Source organism: Mycobacterium sp. 852014-52450_SCH5900713, assembly GCF_001667075.1.
Classification (GTDB): Bacteria; Actinomycetota; Actinomycetes; order Mycobacteriales; family Mycobacteriaceae; genus Mycobacterium.
In genome coordinates this window covers 164,338-179,071 of sequence record NZ_LZIL01000053.1, presented here as the reverse complement: position 1 = coordinate 179,071, position 14,734 = coordinate 164,338, and the positions used below count along the sequence as shown (strand labels likewise).

Sequence of the window (14,734 nt, the reverse complement as noted above, 5' to 3'; positions counted from 1 at the left end):
TGGCAGGCAGTGGTCATCATGGCACAACTCGGGCCCGCGCGTACCCGCGCTCGGACGCTGCCCCGCCGGACGATTACCGTGGGCGCAACATCTCCTTCAGCAACAGGGCAATGATTCGGTGAGGAGGACTGCGCCCTATGGTGACCCGGCTGTCCCCATCGGACGCGGCGTTTTTTCGGCTGGAAAACACGGCCACCCCGATGTACGTCGGATCACTGTCGATCCTGCGCCGACCGCGCGCCGGATTGAGCTACGAGACGCTGCTGGCCACCATCGAGCGGCGGCTGCCGCAAATTCCGCGCTATCGGCAAAGGGTCCGGGAGGTGCGGGTGGGATCGGCCCGGCCCGTCTGGGTCGACGACGGCGACTTCGACATCACCTATCACGTCCGGCGCTCCGCCCTGCCCTCCCCGGGCAGCGACGAACAACTGCACGAGCTGATCGCCCGGCTGGCCGCCCGGCCGCTGGACAAGTCGCGGCCGCTGTGGGAGATGTATCTGGTCGAGGGCCTGTCCAAGAACCGCGTCGCCCTCTACACCAAGTCGCATCAAGCCCTCATCAACGGCATGACGGCGCTCGAGATCAACCACGTCATCGCCGATCGCACCAAGCGCCCGCCGTCCTTCCCCGAAGACATTTGGGTGCCGGAACGCGACCCGGGTGGCGCGCGGCTGATCTTCGGGGCCATCGGCGACTGGTTCGTGGGGCCGGGCACCCAGCTGCAGGCCGTCGGTTCGGCCATCGGCGGCCTGGCGACCAACCATGGCGAACTGCTCGCCGCCGGCCGCCGGGTCCTCGATTTCGCGCGCACCGTGGCGCGCGGCACCGCACCCAGCAGCCCGCTCAATGCCACCGTGTCGCGCCACCGGCGCTTCACGGTCGCATGCGGCAACCTCGACGACTACCGCACCGTGCGCGCCCGGTACGACTGCGACGTCAACGACGTGGTGCTCGCGGTGATCGCCGGCGCCCTGGGCAGCTGGCTGATGTCACGCGGGGTGGCTGTGTCGGCGACCGCGACGGTGCGGGCCATGGCGCCGCTGCCCATCTACGCCGACGGTCAGCTCGATGCGACCGGCCCCGGTCAGGCCATCAGCCAGGTGACGCCGTTTCTGGTCGACCTGCCGGTGGGGGAGCCGAACGCGGTGGTGCGGCTGTCGCAGATCGCGCATGCCACCGAATCGAACCCGACGGCCGCGCGCCTGGTGGACGCCAGGACCATCGTCACGCTGTCGGGATTTGCGCCACCCACGCTGCACGCCATGGGTATTCGGGTGGCCACCAGCTTCCCCAGCTTTTCCAGGCGGACGTTCAACCTGCTGATCACCAACGCGCCCGGGGCACAGTCGCAGATGTACATCGCCGGCACCAAGTTGCTGGAGACCTACGCCGTCCCACCGCTGTTGCACAACCAGGCGCTGGCCATCAGCGTGACGTCGTATAACGGCATGCTGTACTTCGGCATCAATGCCGACCGCGAAGCGATGAGCGACGTCGACCTGCTGCCGGGCCTGTTGAACCAAGCGCTCGAGGAATTGCTGGAAGCTTCCCGCCCGTAGTCGGAGGTGAACCTTGCTGCCTGGAACTATCATCCGTTGATATGAGCATCGGGACCAAAGACGGCGAGTCTGCGAAGGCGCACACAAAGAAATCGGCTTCGCCGCCTGTGCGGAAGGTCCCCGACGAGGTATATCGAGCTGAATTGTTCCGCCTGCAAACCGAATTCGTCACGTTGCAGGAGTGGGTGCGGAACACCGGCGCCCGCGTAGTGGTCATCTTTGAAGGCCGCGACGGAGCGGGTAAGGGCGGAACCATCAAGCGGATCACCGAATACCTGAACCCACGGGCCGTCCGCATCGCGGCACTGCCCGCGCCGACGGAGCGGGAGCGCGGACAGTGGTACTACCAGCGCTATATCGCCCATTTGCCCGCCAAAGGGGAGATCGTGCTGTTCGATCGGTCGTGGTACAACCGCGCCGGTGTCGAGAAGGTGATGGGATTCTGCACGCCGCAGGAGTACGTGTTGTTCTTGCGGCAGACGCCCATCTTCGAGCAGTTGCTGATCGATGAGGGGATCCTGCTCCGCAAGTATTGGTTCTCGGTTTCCGAGGCCGAACAGCTGCGCCGGTTCAGGGCGCGGCTGAATGACCCTGTGCGGCAATGGAAACTGTCCACCATGGACCTGCAATCGGTCTACCGATGGGAAGAATATTCGCGGGCCAAGGACGAGATGATGGTGCACACCGATACCTCGTTCAGCCCTTGGTATGTGGTGGAATCGGATATCAAGAAGCACGCGCGGCTGAACATGATGGCCCATTTGTTGTCCACGATCGACTACCACGAAGTGGAGCGGCCGAAGATCAAACTGCCGAAACTTCCGCTCCCTGCCGTGAGTTACCGGCGCCCGCCGCGCGACCTGGCGACGTATGTCGACGACTACGTGGCCACGCTGATCGGGGACTGAGCCATCCAGGTCTACATTCCGGCCACGCTGGCCATGTTGCAGGGGCTCGTCGCCGACGGCTCGTTGCGGCCCGTCAACGGCACCGCGTTCGCCCTGACTCCGACGTTGCGCGAGGCGTACGCCGAGGGCGACGACGACGAACTCGCCGAGGTCGCCCTGCGCGAGGCGGCGCTGGCGTCGCTGCGGCTGCTGGCCGACACCGAACCCGAAGGGGCGGCCGGATCCCTGCCGCCGCGGCGCGCGGTGCTGGTCGCCGAGGTCGGCGACGTCAGCTGCCGTCCCGATCTCGACGACGCGGTGGTGAGACTCGCCGGGCCCGTCGCGCTGGAGGACGTGATCGCCGCGTACGTCGACAACGCGGATGCCGAGCCAGCCGTGAAGAAGGCGATTGAGGCCATCGACGCCGCCGACCTCGGCGACGAGGACGCCGAACTGATCGTCGGCGACGCGCAAGACCACGACTTGGCGTGGTACGCCAACCAGGAGCTGCCGTTCCTGCTCGAGCTGCTGTAGGGGCAAAGGTGATGTGATCGCGGCCACCGAGAGCTGGCTACGCAACCGTAGGTTACGGTACCGTAGGTTTCGTGAGGCCCACCGAATCGACCACAATGGTCAACACAAGCAAGACACCGCGTAGTGAGCAGGAGCCTCCCCTGGGCAGACGTAACCCATCGATCACGGGCAACGTCGTCGAGACCAAGCGGCCAGTCGTCGCGGGCGCCGACCGGCACCCCGGTTGGCACGCAGTGCGCAAGCTGGCCGCCCGCATCACGACGCCGCTGTTGCCCGACGACTACCTCCATCTGGCCAACCCGCTGTGGTCGGCGCGGGAAGTGCGGGGCCGCATCCTCGAGGTGCGCCGCGAGACGGAGGATTCCGCGACCCTGGTGATCAAGCCGGGGTGGGGCTTCAACTTCGACTACCAGCCGGGCCAGTACATCGGGATCGGCCTGCTGATGGACGGACGCTGGCGCTGGCGGTCGTATTCGCTCACGTCCAGCCCCGCCGCGACGTCCGGATCCGGCTCGGCACGCACGGTGACCATCACGGTGAAGGCGATGCCCGAAGGATTTCTGTCGTCGCACCTGGTGGCGGGTGTGGAGCGGGGGACCATCGTCCGGCTGGCCGCCCCGCAGGGCAACTTCGTGCTGCCCGACCCGGCGCCGTCATCAATCTTGTTCCTCACCGCCGGATCCGGAATCACGCCGGTGATGTCCATGCTGCGAACACTGTTGCGCCGCAACCAGATCGGCGACATCGCGCACGTCCATTCGGCACCCACCGAATCCGACGTGATGTTTCGGGCCGAGTTGGCCGCGCTGGCGGCCGACCATCCGGGCTATCGCCTACTACTGCGGGAGACCCGTACCCAGGGCCGTCTCGACCTCGCCCGGCTCGACCACGAGGTACCGGACTGGCGCGAACGACACACCTGGGCCTGCGGCCCGGAAGGCATGCTGACCCAGGCCGAAAAGATCTGGTCGGCGGCGGGCATCGGCGACCGGCTGCACCTCGAGCGGTTCGCGGTGTCTAAGGCCGCGCCGGCCGGTGCCGGTGGGACGGTGACCTTCGCCCGCAGCGATCGCGCCGTCGCCGCCGACGCCGCCACGTCGTTGATGGACGCGGGGGAGGGCGCCGGCGTGCAGATGCCGTTCGGCTGCCGAATGGGTATATGTCAGTCGTGCGTGGTCGGTCTGGTGGAGGGGCACGTCCGTGACCTGCGCACCGGCGCGGAGCACGATCCGGGCACCCGGATTCAGACCTGCATCTCGGCCGCTTCCGGCGACTGCGTGCTCGACATCTAAAGGCTACTCACTGGTAACCTACGGATTCGTAGGTTACGATAGCGTAGGTCTGGACCTGGTCTAGGACGGACAAAATCGACCGCAGGGAGAAGGAACGATGGCGATCACCGACATCGACGTATTCGCCCATCTGACGGACGCCGACATTGAAAACCTGGCCGTTGAGCTGGACGCGATCCGCCAGGACGTTGAAGACTCGCGCGGCGCGCGGGATGCCCGCTACATCCGCCGCACCATCGCGGCCCAGCGGGCGCTGGAAGTGTCCGGCCGGCTGCTGCTGGCCGCCGGTTCCCGCCGCTCGGCCTGGTGGGCGGGGACGGTAACGCTGGGCGTGGCCAAGATCATCGAGAACATGGAGATCGGCCACAACGTCATGCACGGCCAGTGGGACTGGATGAACGACCCGGAGATCCACTCCTCGACGTGGGAGTGGGACATGAGCGGGTCGTCGAAGCACTGGCGCTACACCCACAACTTCGTGCACCACAAGTACACGAACATCCTCGGGATGGACGACGACGTCGGCTACGGCCTGCTGCGCGTCACCCGCGACCAGCGCTGGAAGCGCTTCAACATGTTGAACCTGTTCTACAACACCATGCTTGCCCTCCTCTTCGAGTGGGGCGTCGGCCTGCAGCACGTCGAGCTCGGGAAGATCGCCAAGAAGCGGATGGATTCCGACGACGCGCGCCAGCGGGTGGACGAGTTCCTGGCCAAGGCGGGCCGCCAGGTGGTCAAGGACTATGTCGCGTTCCCGGCGCTGACCGCGCTGTCGCCCGGCGCGACGTACCGCTCCACGTTGAAGGCCAACGCGGTCGCCAACGTGATCCGCAACGTGTGGGCCAACGCCGTCATCTTCTGCGGCCATTTCCCCGACGGCGCAGAGAAATTCACCAAGACCGACATGATCGGCGAGACCAAGGGGCAGTGGTACCTGCGCCAGATGCTGGGCAGTGCCAACTTCGAGGCCGGCCCCGCGCTGCGGTTCATGAGCGGCAACCTGTGCCACCAGATCGAGCACCACCTGTTCCCGGACCTGCCGAGTAACCGGTACGCGGAGATCGCGGTGCGGGTGCGCGAGATCTGCGACAAGTACGACCTGCCCTACACCACCGGCTCGTTCCTCGTGCAGTACGGCAAGACCTGGCGCACGCTCGCCAAGCTTTCGCTGCCGGACTCCTACCTGCGCGATGACGCCGACAACGCTCCGGAAACCCGCAGCGAGCGCATGTTCGCCGAGTTGGAGCCCGGTTTCGCGGGCATCGACCCGGAGACGGGCCGGCGGCGCGGGCTGAAGACCGCCATCGCGACCGTGCGTGGCTGGCGGCGCGCCAAGCGCGCGCAGCGGGATGCGCAGCGCGCGGTCGGCGGCGCGGACGACCTGGCGGCCTAGCGCTCTTCGCATCGAACGCGGCGGCGCCGCCGTTCGCCATACTGGGACACGTGCAGGTGTTCGTCGGATCGCAGGTTTCGCACTGGGATTTCCCGCGTAGCACGGCCAGCGTTGCGTTGATGACCGAGTTCGGTTGCGAGAACGGCCTTGCCGTGGCGGACCTGCTCGAGGGAAGCGGCCTGTCGCAGGCCGACCTGCACGACCACAACCGGATGATCGTCGGGCGCCAGGAGCTGGCGGTCGTGACGAACCTGGTGAACCTGCTCGGGGACCCGGCCGACCTCGGGGTTCGGGTGGGCGGCGGCTATCACGTCGGATCGCTGGGCATCTTCGGATTCGCCTGCCTGACCAGTTCGACGCTGGGTGACGCCGTCCGGTTCGCGGCCCGGTTCTACGAGCTGAGCTACGGCTTCTGCCTGCCGACCGTCACCCTTGACGGGCCGGTGGTGGCGATGCGGCTCGACCTGCCCGACCTGACCGGTCCGGTGGCGGAGTTTTTGGTGCGGCGCGACCTGGCGGCCATCGCCCGGGTCATGGCGGAGATGCTGGGCCGCCCAGTCCCATTCACCTCGATCGAGTTCGCGAGCCCGGCGCCGGCATCGGGAGACGCATTGGCCCGCAAGGTATTCGGCGTCACACCGCGTTACGACTCACCCGCCAACGTGGCGCGCTGGCCGGCCGCGTTGCTGGACAACCCGTTGCCCCGGGCCAGTGAGATAACGGTGGCCATGTGCGAGCAGCAGTGTCGAGCTTTGTTGGAACGCCGCCGGGAGCGCACCGGTGTCGCTCGGATGGTGCGCGAGCGCCTGGCGTCGATCGACGGCGAACCCCACACGATCGCGGCCGTCGCCCGGCAACTGGCGATGAGCGAGCGGACGCTGCGGCGGCGCCTGGCGGAGGAGAACACGACCTTCCGCGATCTGGTCGAGGAGGTGCACCGGGTCCTCGCCGAGGAGCTGTTGGCAACCGGCGCACTGTCGGTTGAGGACGTCGCGCTGCGGCTGGGCTACGCCGAGGCGACGAGCTTCATCGCCGCGTTCAAGCGGTGGACGGGCACCACCCCCGCGCGCTATCAGCGGTCGGTGGCGCCGCGGGCCCGGCTCCAGGCCGTCTGATCGTGGCCGGAATCATGGATTTGCCGACCGCAATCGGCTGCCCGCAACCCGCAGCCCGCCCCTAGCGTTGGAGTCATGACTTCGACTCGTCCTCGCGTGCTGGTGATCGGCGCCGGATTCGGCGGCCTCGCCGCCGCCTACGAGCTGTCCAGGGATGGCCTCGCCGACGTGACGGTGCTGGAGAAGGCCGACGACATCGGCGGCGTCTGGCGGGAGAACACCTACCCGGGTGCCGCCTGCGACGTCCCGTCGAACCTGTACTCCTACTCCTTCGCCCGGAAGACCGACTGGGGCCGGCGATACGCCGAGCAGCCCGACATCCTCGGCTACATCCACGACACCGCCGACCGGTTCGGCCTTCGCGACGTGGTGCGCACCGGTGTGGAGGTCACCTCGGCCTGCTACGACGACGGCACCGCCACCTGGCGGGTGGAGACCTCGACGGGCGATGTGTTCGAGGCCGATGTGTTGGTGCCCGCGGTCGGGCAGCTGTCGCGGCCGGCGCTGCCGAACATCCCGGGACTCGACACGTTCGCGGGCCCCTCGTTCCATTCGGCGCAGTGGCGCCATGACGTCGACCTGGCCGGCAAGCGCGTCGCCGTCCTGGGCACCGGCGCGTCGGCGATCCAGTTCGTGCCGCGCGTTCGTGAGACCGCCAAGCATGTCACCGTCTTTCAGCGATCCGCCCCATATGTGCTGCCGAAGCCGGATCGTGCCTACACCCACGCCCATCACGCCGCCTTCCGGACGGTGCCCGGGTTCGCGGCCGCGATGCGGAACCTGATTTGGGAGATCTCGGAATTCTTCGGCCTCGCGCTGACCAGGGTGGCTCCGCTCGCCCGGCTGATCGGCGTCGCCGCGTCGGCAAACCTCAAGCGCCACATCAAAGATCCGGTCTTGCGGGCCAAGCTCACGCCCGACTACCCGATCGGCTGCAAGCGCGTCCTGTTCAGCAGCGACTGGTATCCGGCGCTGGCCAGTGCCAACGTCGACGTCGAGACCGGGGCGATCACCGAGGTGACGCCCGCGGGTGTACGCACCGCCGACGGCCGGGTGCACGAGGTAGACGCCATCATCTACGGCACCGGGTTCAAGGCGACCGAATTCCTCGCGCCGATGACGATCACCGGCCGCGACGGGCGGGACCTGCAGTCCGAATGGGCGGAGGGAGCGCGGGCACATCTCGGCATGGCCGTGCCGGGTTTCCCTAACATGTTCCTGATCTACGGCCCCAACACCAATCTCGGCAGCAGCTCGATCATTTTGATGATGGAGCAGCAGGCCGGTTACATCCGCCAGATCGTCGAGGAGCTGGCCCGCGGGGGCGTGGCCCGCGCGTTCGAGGTGCGGCGCGCCGTGGAGCAGGTCTACGACGCGGAGGTCCAGGCCCGCCTGGACGCCGGCGTCTGGACTACCTGCGATTCCTGGTACCGCGTCGCCTCCGGTCGGGTCACCACCAACTGGCCGGGGCTGGTGCACGAATACCAGCACCGCACAACGGCAGTGGCCTTCGCGGACTACGACGTGGTCCTTCCCGACCGCGCGGCGAATAAGGTCGGCGCTTAACCCGGTCCGACGGCCGGGACTACGCTTGCAGACATGCTCGCAGCGTTTGGATTCGAAACCCTGGGCGTCGTCGTCGGGGACATGTTCTTCGTCGACCCGAACCCCAACAAAGGTCAAGAAACCCCGGAGCGGGGAGTCAGACTGGAGCTGCGCCTCGTCGACCGGGATGAGCCGCAGGGGTCGATCTACGCCGGTGTCCCGATCGGCTTCAACCGCCCGGTGTGGCGGGTGGACCTCTTCGGCTCCACCGAGAGCCCGCCCGGGACGCTGGACCGGGCGCATCACCATCCCCGGTTCGACGGGTGGGAACCCGGCCGGCGGCATTTCGTTCCCGAGCTGTCCGCCGATCCGGTTGCCTGGCTGGCCGATCAGCTGGCCGACCCGGCCGCGGTGCTGGCCCGGGCGGGCGTCGACCCCGACGAGATTCCCGAAGCCGACAAGGCCGGCCTGGCCGCGGCGGCCCCGGACATCGTCGCCGCGGTGAAGCGGATGCTCGACGGCGTGCGCGACGGCGACTTGGCCCCGGCGCCGCCCGAGCCGGTGGCCGCCGCCCGCACCGGCTGGCTCTGAGTTCTCGAGTTCGGTTGCCTAGCAAAGGCTACCGGGAGTCTTCCGCGGAAAAGACGTCGATCGCTCGCACGGGCGTCAACATCACCAGCGGGATCTGACGGCTGGTTGACTGCTGATAGGTGAGGTACGGCGGATACAGGTGAGACATGTACGCCCACACCTGATGGCGTTCCTCGGCTTCGGGCTCGCGCCAGGTGGCCTCGAATGCTTGGGTGGCGATCTGGACGCCGATCGTGTTGCTCTGCACGACATTTAGGTACCACTCCGGATGCGTGTCGGCGCCTCCCTTGGATGCGACGACTACGATCTCGCCGCCGACGTTGCCGTAGATCAACGGCCTGACATAGCTCTTGCCCGATCTGCGGCCCACACACCTGATCAAGCAATGGGTGGTCAGTACCCGGCCCCCGACCGCGCTCACGTCCATGATGTGCCCCCGCGCGCCACCGGAGGTCAGATACGTGTCGAGGTGCTCGGCGATCCAGTCGCTGCGTGCGGCTCGGATCGATGCGGCGTCGGCGTCGCTCATGGGTGACTCCTAACATAAACGGGGCGAAGGTCATTGGATCACACCGCTCCGTCGCTGGCTGTGCCAGGCGGATCATGCAACCGCGTCGAACCGGATCGCGGGCGGCGGTCTGGCCCAACCACTCGATCATTGTCGCGCTGGGCACGCCGCCGCCCTCGCATACCGTTTGCAGCCCATACCGCCCGCCGCGCTGCTCGAGCGCGTTGACCGGTGCGGTCCTGATGCAGGCACCACAGCGCCGAGCGGGTGGCCGATCGCGATTCAGGACGTGAAACACTGCCAGAGCAACTCCGCGAGGCGGGAGGACGCCCATGGCGCTTACCCTGAAGCAGGCCCGTGCGGTCTACAACCGAATCGGACGCATCCAGGACTGGCAAGCCTTCTACGAGGACGCGACCACGGACCGTCTCGTGGCCAACGCAGCCCTGGCGGGAGGCCAGACGATTTTCGAGTTTGGTTGCGGCACAGGCCGGTTGGCCGCGCGTCTGCTGGAGACTCTGCCTGCAGGCGTCAACTACCTCGGGGTCGACATCAGCCCGGTCATGATCAACATAGCTACCGGTCGGCTCGCCGCCTGGTCCAAACGGGCCAGCGCGGTGCTGGTCGACGGCTCACTGCCGCTACCCGCCGATGGCGGGTCCGCGGACCGTGTGCTGTCCACGTTCGTGTTCGACCTGCTGGCTGAAGACTATGCACGGGCAGTCCTGGACGACCTGCAGCGAATCCTCAAACCCGACGGCAGGCTCTGCCTTGCCAGCCTCAGCTACGGAGACCAGCTGCTTGAACGAGCCGTCTGCCGGGCCTGGACCGGCCTGTGGCGTCTTGCGCCACAGCTTGTGGGCGGGTGTCGCCCCATCACCGTGAGCGCCCTGCTGGATCACGACTGGCGGATTCAGCATCACTCACGGGTGCATCAGTGGGGGCTTGTCACCGAAGTCGTCATCGCAACTCCAAGCACATACCAACAGTGACGGCAACGGTGCGCTCTTCGACGGCGGCCCGCTTGCCGACATTCCCGTGGCATCGCGTCTGGAAGACGCAACATTCGGTCGCATCGTAACTATCAAGCGGCAGAAGGATGTATCCCCTTTACCTGCTCCCCATCTACGTCCTTGGCCCAGAAGAGTAAGACGGGGGCCGAACGCATCGTTTCCCACTGCCGTTAGTTATCGGGTTCGGTGAAGGCGAAGCCAACGTGATGGAGCCTCAGGACTTCACTTCGATCACCACTTTGCCCATCGGGCCGTCAGCCAGGCGTTCGAAGGCTTGCGGCAACTTCTCGAACGGAAACACACGGTCGACCAGTGGCCGAGCTCCGGAGCGGGCCAGGATGCCCAAGAGGTCGTGCCAGCCGGCGCGATGCTGCTCCGGTGTGTAATAGCTGAGAGCCATTGCGCCAATTCGCAGCCAGCGCGAAAACAGCGTGCCCGTGTAAAAGTTGGGCACCGGGCCGCCAAGTTCTCCCACCAGGCTGAGTCTTCCCGAATCGCCCATCGTGTCGATGACTTCAGGAAGCAGCGTGCCCCCGATCGTGTCGACTGCCAGGTTCACCCCGCCTCCATTCAGGGCATTTCTTACACCAGCTCGCCACTGCGGGTCCTCGGGGTTGAATGTGAACGTCGCTCCGAGTTCCTTGAGGCGTCGTTGCTTTTCCTCGCTGCGCGAAAGCGCTATGACCGTGTGGCCCATCGCCGCCGCCAGTTGCACAGCCGCAACTCCGACCCCGCCTGATGCGCCGGTGACCAGGACCACTGAGTTCGGCTTGAGCGGTTCCCACATGGTGAGCGCGCGGTACGCCGATAGATAAACGACGGCGGCCCCCGACGACTGCTCTTTGGTCCAACCCGCGGGGATCTCCGCTAAGTTAACCGCCGGTATCGACACTTGCTCGGCAAACATGCCCCAGCGAAGAAGTCCGACATCACTGCGCAGAAGAACGCGCTGGTCGCCCACCTGCACATCTTCGACGCCCTTACCAATTTTGATCACTTCCCCGACGCCGTCCCGCCCCAGCACGTGCGGCGCTGGGGGGTATACCGGATACGGGTATCGCCTCTCTGCCATCATCCGGTCGGCAGGATTCAAGCTCGCGTAGTGGACTTGCATCAGCACTTCACCTTCGTTCGGGACCGGATCAGGCACGTCAGCCAGGGTCAAATGATCTATCCCTGCATGTCCATCCCAGAGCCAAGCTTTCATAACTGCTTCTCCTCGCGCCTATTCGTGTAGCCCAGCAACCACGACCACTATGCGATCCAATGAGTCGAGTGCGGTATCTGTGCTGCGGGCGCCTCAGATGAGCGGATGCAACATGCCATGGCCGGTGCTTTCGCCACGGCAGCGTTTCGAACTCTTGGGCGTTCTTGCGGTGCCCAGCGAAAGATTACTTACCGACTGGATCTCCCGACGTCAATCGTCTGCAGCGCCTCCACAGTATTTCCCGCAACGACGGCCGCGCTGAGCAAGTTGCGTCATGGGCCGCTGGTCACCTTTTCGGCGAGTGCCGCCAGCTTGGCGTCGAGTTCCTCCGCGGCGCTGAGCAATTCGGGGTTAGGCTCGACGAGCATCAGCGACGACGGCTTGACGTAGGTCAGGCTGCTGCCGGCGCCCTCGTCGGCGATCAGCAGCTCGACCGGGGCGAACAGGCCCGCCGTCACGTCGTGGCGCAGCATCGTGATCGCGATCAACGGGTTGCCTAGGATCACGCGCATCGCCTTGCGGTCGATGCCGGCCTTCGGGATCCACGCCCCGTGGTCGACCACGCCGAACAACATGAATCCGCTTGGCCCGACGTGCGGTTCGACGCGCCCACGGTACTCCTCAAAGCTGCCGGAGGTCGCCGCGATGTCGTTGATGGGGACGGGCCGCTCGCCGATGTCGGCCAGCAGCGCGGCGAGCAGCTCGTCGTAGCTCTTGGCGCTGTCGTAGCGCACCCGCACGCCGTCGAACCGGGTCTCGGTCATCGGACCGCCCCGAAAAGACCAGTTGAATTCGAAGAGTCCATGTCTCAGTGCACCTTTCAGACGCCGGGCCTACAATTTCCCTGTCCGTTGATCCTCACCAATCTTGAGGATCGGAGTCCGGTTCTCCGGTTGAACCCGCTCCCACAGGCCGCCCTTGCCCAGCGCCCGTCCCAGCTGGTCTTCTCTGCGCAACCACTCCTCGGCGGTCCTGATCCGGTTCGGGTGAATCTCGTCGAGCAGATGGTAATCGCGGTCGATGACCCCGTATTTCCACAGGTTCCAGAATCCCGTGAAGTTGTCGCGGATGTTCATGGTGCTCTTGTCGTTCGGGTCGGCGTTGTACCCAGCGGGCGCACCTGCGGCCCTGCTGAGGGGACCGGTTTTCCAGTACGTGTCGAGATCGGTGTCGATGTACCGCGCCGGATGCCCGGTGACCTTCTCGAACGCCGCGGCAAGATCCGCATAGGCGATGTGGCCGATGGCGACTTCGAGGTCCATGCCGTTCGCGCGCTCGGGATGGTCGAACAGCCAACGAACGTAGAATCCGCAATCTTCAAGGGATACATGGGGAACGGCGCCCGCACCGAGCGGAACCCGCCACGTCACGACACCGTCCTCGACGGTGGGCGTCATGGGTGTCCCGGGCGAGATCGCCATCTCGATGTATGGCCCCGTCGTGAAGACCGCCGCCCCCATCCGATCAGCGTTCACCCGGTTCTGGAACAAGATCCATTCGCCGACCCGCCCCTTGCCGTCATAGTGGCCGGTGCGGAATCGGGAATCGTAGCCCGACTTCTTGAGCCCGTAGTCGAGGTTCCCGTAGACGAAGAACTTGACGCCCTCTTCGAGGGCGATCTCGTAACTGCGGATCGCCCAGTAGATTTCGGTCTTCTCGCCGGTGTTGAATCCGTCGATGTTGACGAATGCTGCGTCGCAACCGCGGAAACCTTCGCGCAGGGTGGCCTCGTCGGCGAATGAGCCTTCCAGGACGGACACGTTGTCGAGGGCGAGCAGTTCCTTCGCGCGACGCGAAGCGGGGTCGCGGCTCAGAAATCGAACCGAGTATTTGTTGTCGGCGACCAGGGCACGGATGATGGGCATGCCCTGGGCGCCCGTTCCTCCTACGACGAAGACCTTCGAGACGGAGGACATTACAGCCGCTCGATGATCGTCGCGTTGGCCATACCGCCGCCCTCGCACATCGTCTGCAGCCCATACCGCCCGCCGCGCTGCTCGAGCGCGTTGACCAGTGTGGTCATGATGCGCGCGCCGCTGGCGCCCAGCGGGTGGCCGATCGCAATGGCGCCGCCGTTGACGTTGGTCTTGGCCAGATCGGCGCCGGTGTCGTGCGCCCACGCGAGCACGACGGGAGCAAACGCCTCGTTAACCTCGAACAGGTCGATGTCGGCCAGCGTCAACCCTGCCCGGTGGAGCACCTTTTCGGTCGCCGGGATGACCCCGGTCAGCATGTAGAGCGGGTCGGAGCCCACCACGGTGGTGGTGTGGATGCGGGCCAGCGGCCGCAGGCCGAGCTTCTTCGCAACGTCGCTGGTGGTGATCATGACCGCGGCGCTGCCGTCGGAGAGCGGCGAGGAGTTGCCGGCGGTGATCTCCCAATTGATCTGCGGGAAACGGGCTTTCATCGCCTCGCTGTAGAACGCGGGCCGCAGGCCGGCGAGAGTTTCGACCGTCGTGCCGGGCCGGATGAATTCGTCGGTGGCCAGGCCGGCGATCGGGATCAGCTCGTTGTCGAACAGGCCGTCCTTGGTGGCGCGGGCGGCCTTGTCGTGGCTGCCTGCGGAGAACTCGTCGAGCTGGGTCCGCGAGAAGCCCCACCGCGCGGCGATGAGTTCGGCGCTGATGCCCTGCGGCACCAGGCCGTCGGGGTAGCGCCGGGTCATGTCGTCGCCGAAGGGATTGCTGCCCGGCAGCACCGAGGTGCCCATCGGGACGCGGCCCATGGATTCCACGCCGGCGGCGACGACGATGTCGTAGGCGCCGGAAAGCACGCCCTGGGCGGCGAAGCTGATGGCCTGCTGGCTGCTACCGCACTGCCGGTCGATCGTGACGCCGGGAACCGACTCCGGAAATCCGGCGCCCAGCAACGCGTTTCGGGCGATGTTGACCGCCTGGTCACCGACCTGGGCGACGGCACCCGCGATGACGTCGTCGATCTGCGCGGGGTCCACACCGGTGCGCGCCACCACTTCACGCAGGCTGTGCGCGAGCAGGTCGGCGGGCAGCACATCGTGCAGCGCCCCGCTGGGCTTGCCCTTGCCGATCGGGGTGCGGACGGCTCCGACGATCACGGCGTCGCGGTTCATGG

14 protein-coding genes and 1 pseudogene are annotated in these 14,734 nt (G+C 66.4%); 9 read left to right on the top strand and 6 right to left on the bottom strand.

Going from position 1 to position 14,734, the window contains the following annotated elements; translation table 11 throughout:
- The first annotated feature begins 137 nt into the window (after window positions 1–137).
- The 8 genes from A5773_RS17295 to A5773_RS17260 all read left to right on the top strand — a co-directional run bounded on the left by A5773_RS17295 (window position 138) and on the right by A5773_RS17260 (window position 8,916).
- Window positions 138–1,559, top strand: coding sequence for a wax ester/triacylglycerol synthase family O-acyltransferase (locus A5773_RS17295; protein ID WP_067791747.1), 1,422 nt, complete (start codon window positions 138–140; stop codon window positions 1,557–1,559).
- A gap of 41 nt (window positions 1,560–1,600) precedes the next feature.
- Window positions 1,601–2,467 (top strand): polyphosphate kinase 2, encoded by an 867-nt coding sequence (gene ppk2 / locus A5773_RS17290; protein WP_066956222.1) that lies wholly within the window; start codon window positions 1,601–1,603, stop codon window positions 2,465–2,467.
- A 33-nt stretch (window positions 2,468–2,500) separates the two neighbouring features.
- Entirely contained in the window at window positions 2,501–2,980 is a 480-nt protein-coding gene (locus A5773_RS17285) for a hypothetical protein (RefSeq protein WP_067791746.1), read from the top strand.
- Between the two features lie 95 nt (window positions 2,981–3,075).
- Window positions 3,076–4,272 carry a ferredoxin reductase gene (locus A5773_RS17280; RefSeq protein ID WP_369817369.1) on the top strand — a complete coding sequence of 399 codons (1,197 nt, stop codon included), beginning with the start codon at window positions 3,076–3,078 and terminating at the stop codon, window positions 4,270–4,272.
- A gap of 97 nt (window positions 4,273–4,369) precedes the next feature.
- The gene (locus A5773_RS17275; protein WP_066956215.1) at window positions 4,370–5,665 is read left to right on the top strand and encodes a fatty acid desaturase; all 1,296 of its coding nucleotides are present in this window, start codon (window positions 4,370–4,372) and stop codon (window positions 5,663–5,665) included.
- A 50-nt stretch (window positions 5,666–5,715) separates the two neighbouring features.
- Complete coding sequence (locus A5773_RS17270) at window positions 5,716–6,780, top strand: AraC family transcriptional regulator (protein ID WP_082948280.1); 1,065 nt, start codon at window positions 5,716–5,718, stop codon at window positions 6,778–6,780.
- 75 nt (window positions 6,781–6,855) lie between these two features.
- On the top strand, window positions 6,856–8,346 hold the full coding sequence (locus A5773_RS17265) for an NAD(P)/FAD-dependent oxidoreductase (RefSeq protein WP_067791743.1): 1,491 nt from the start codon (window positions 6,856–6,858) through the stop codon (window positions 8,344–8,346).
- Between the two features lie 33 nt (window positions 8,347–8,379).
- Window positions 8,380–8,916, top strand: coding sequence for a hypothetical protein (locus A5773_RS17260; protein WP_066956208.1), 537 nt, complete (start codon window positions 8,380–8,382; stop codon window positions 8,914–8,916).
- 28 nt (window positions 8,917–8,944) lie between these two features.
- Here A5773_RS17260 and A5773_RS17255 read toward each other — a convergent pair whose 3' ends face one another.
- Both A5773_RS17255 and A5773_RS26105 read right to left on the bottom strand, forming a co-directional pair.
- Window positions 8,945–9,445 (bottom strand): nitroreductase/quinone reductase family protein, encoded by a 501-nt coding sequence (locus tag A5773_RS17255; RefSeq protein ID WP_066956205.1) that lies wholly within the window; start codon window positions 9,443–9,445, stop codon window positions 8,945–8,947.
- A 115-nt stretch (window positions 9,446–9,560) separates the two neighbouring features.
- Window positions 9,561–9,706 (bottom strand): annotated as a pseudogene (locus A5773_RS26105) (steroid 3-ketoacyl-CoA thiolase); the annotation flags it as partial.
- Between the two features lie 50 nt (window positions 9,707–9,756).
- Here A5773_RS26105 and A5773_RS17250 point away from each other — a divergent pair.
- Window positions 9,757–10,416: a class I SAM-dependent methyltransferase gene (locus A5773_RS17250; RefSeq protein WP_067791741.1), complete on the top strand. Its 660-nt coding sequence runs from the start codon at window positions 9,757–9,759 to the stop codon at window positions 10,414–10,416.
- A gap of 235 nt (window positions 10,417–10,651) precedes the next feature.
- Here the strand turns inward: A5773_RS17250 and A5773_RS17245 are convergent, their stop codons facing one another.
- The 4 genes from A5773_RS17245 to A5773_RS17230 form a co-directional block, all read right to left on the bottom strand.
- Complete coding sequence (locus A5773_RS17245; RefSeq protein ID WP_067791739.1) at window positions 10,652–11,587, bottom strand: SDR family NAD(P)-dependent oxidoreductase; 936 nt, start codon at window positions 11,585–11,587, stop codon at window positions 10,652–10,654.
- A gap of 329 nt (window positions 11,588–11,916) precedes the next feature.
- Window positions 11,917–12,408, bottom strand: coding sequence for a DUF302 domain-containing protein (locus A5773_RS17240; RefSeq protein WP_066956195.1), 492 nt, complete (start codon window positions 12,406–12,408; stop codon window positions 11,917–11,919).
- Between the two features lie 69 nt (window positions 12,409–12,477).
- Window positions 12,478–13,560 carry an NmrA family NAD(P)-binding protein gene (locus A5773_RS17235; protein ID WP_066956192.1) on the bottom strand — a complete coding sequence of 361 codons (1,083 nt, stop codon included), beginning with the start codon at window positions 13,558–13,560 and terminating at the stop codon, window positions 12,478–12,480.
- Window positions 13,560–14,732 carry a thiolase family protein gene (locus A5773_RS17230; RefSeq protein ID WP_066956189.1) on the bottom strand — a complete coding sequence of 391 codons (1,173 nt, stop codon included), beginning with the start codon at window positions 14,730–14,732 and terminating at the stop codon, window positions 13,560–13,562. Before A5773_RS17230 ends, A5773_RS17235 begins: the two co-directional genes overlap by 1 nt.
- Window positions 14,733–14,734: the final 2 nt, after the last annotated feature.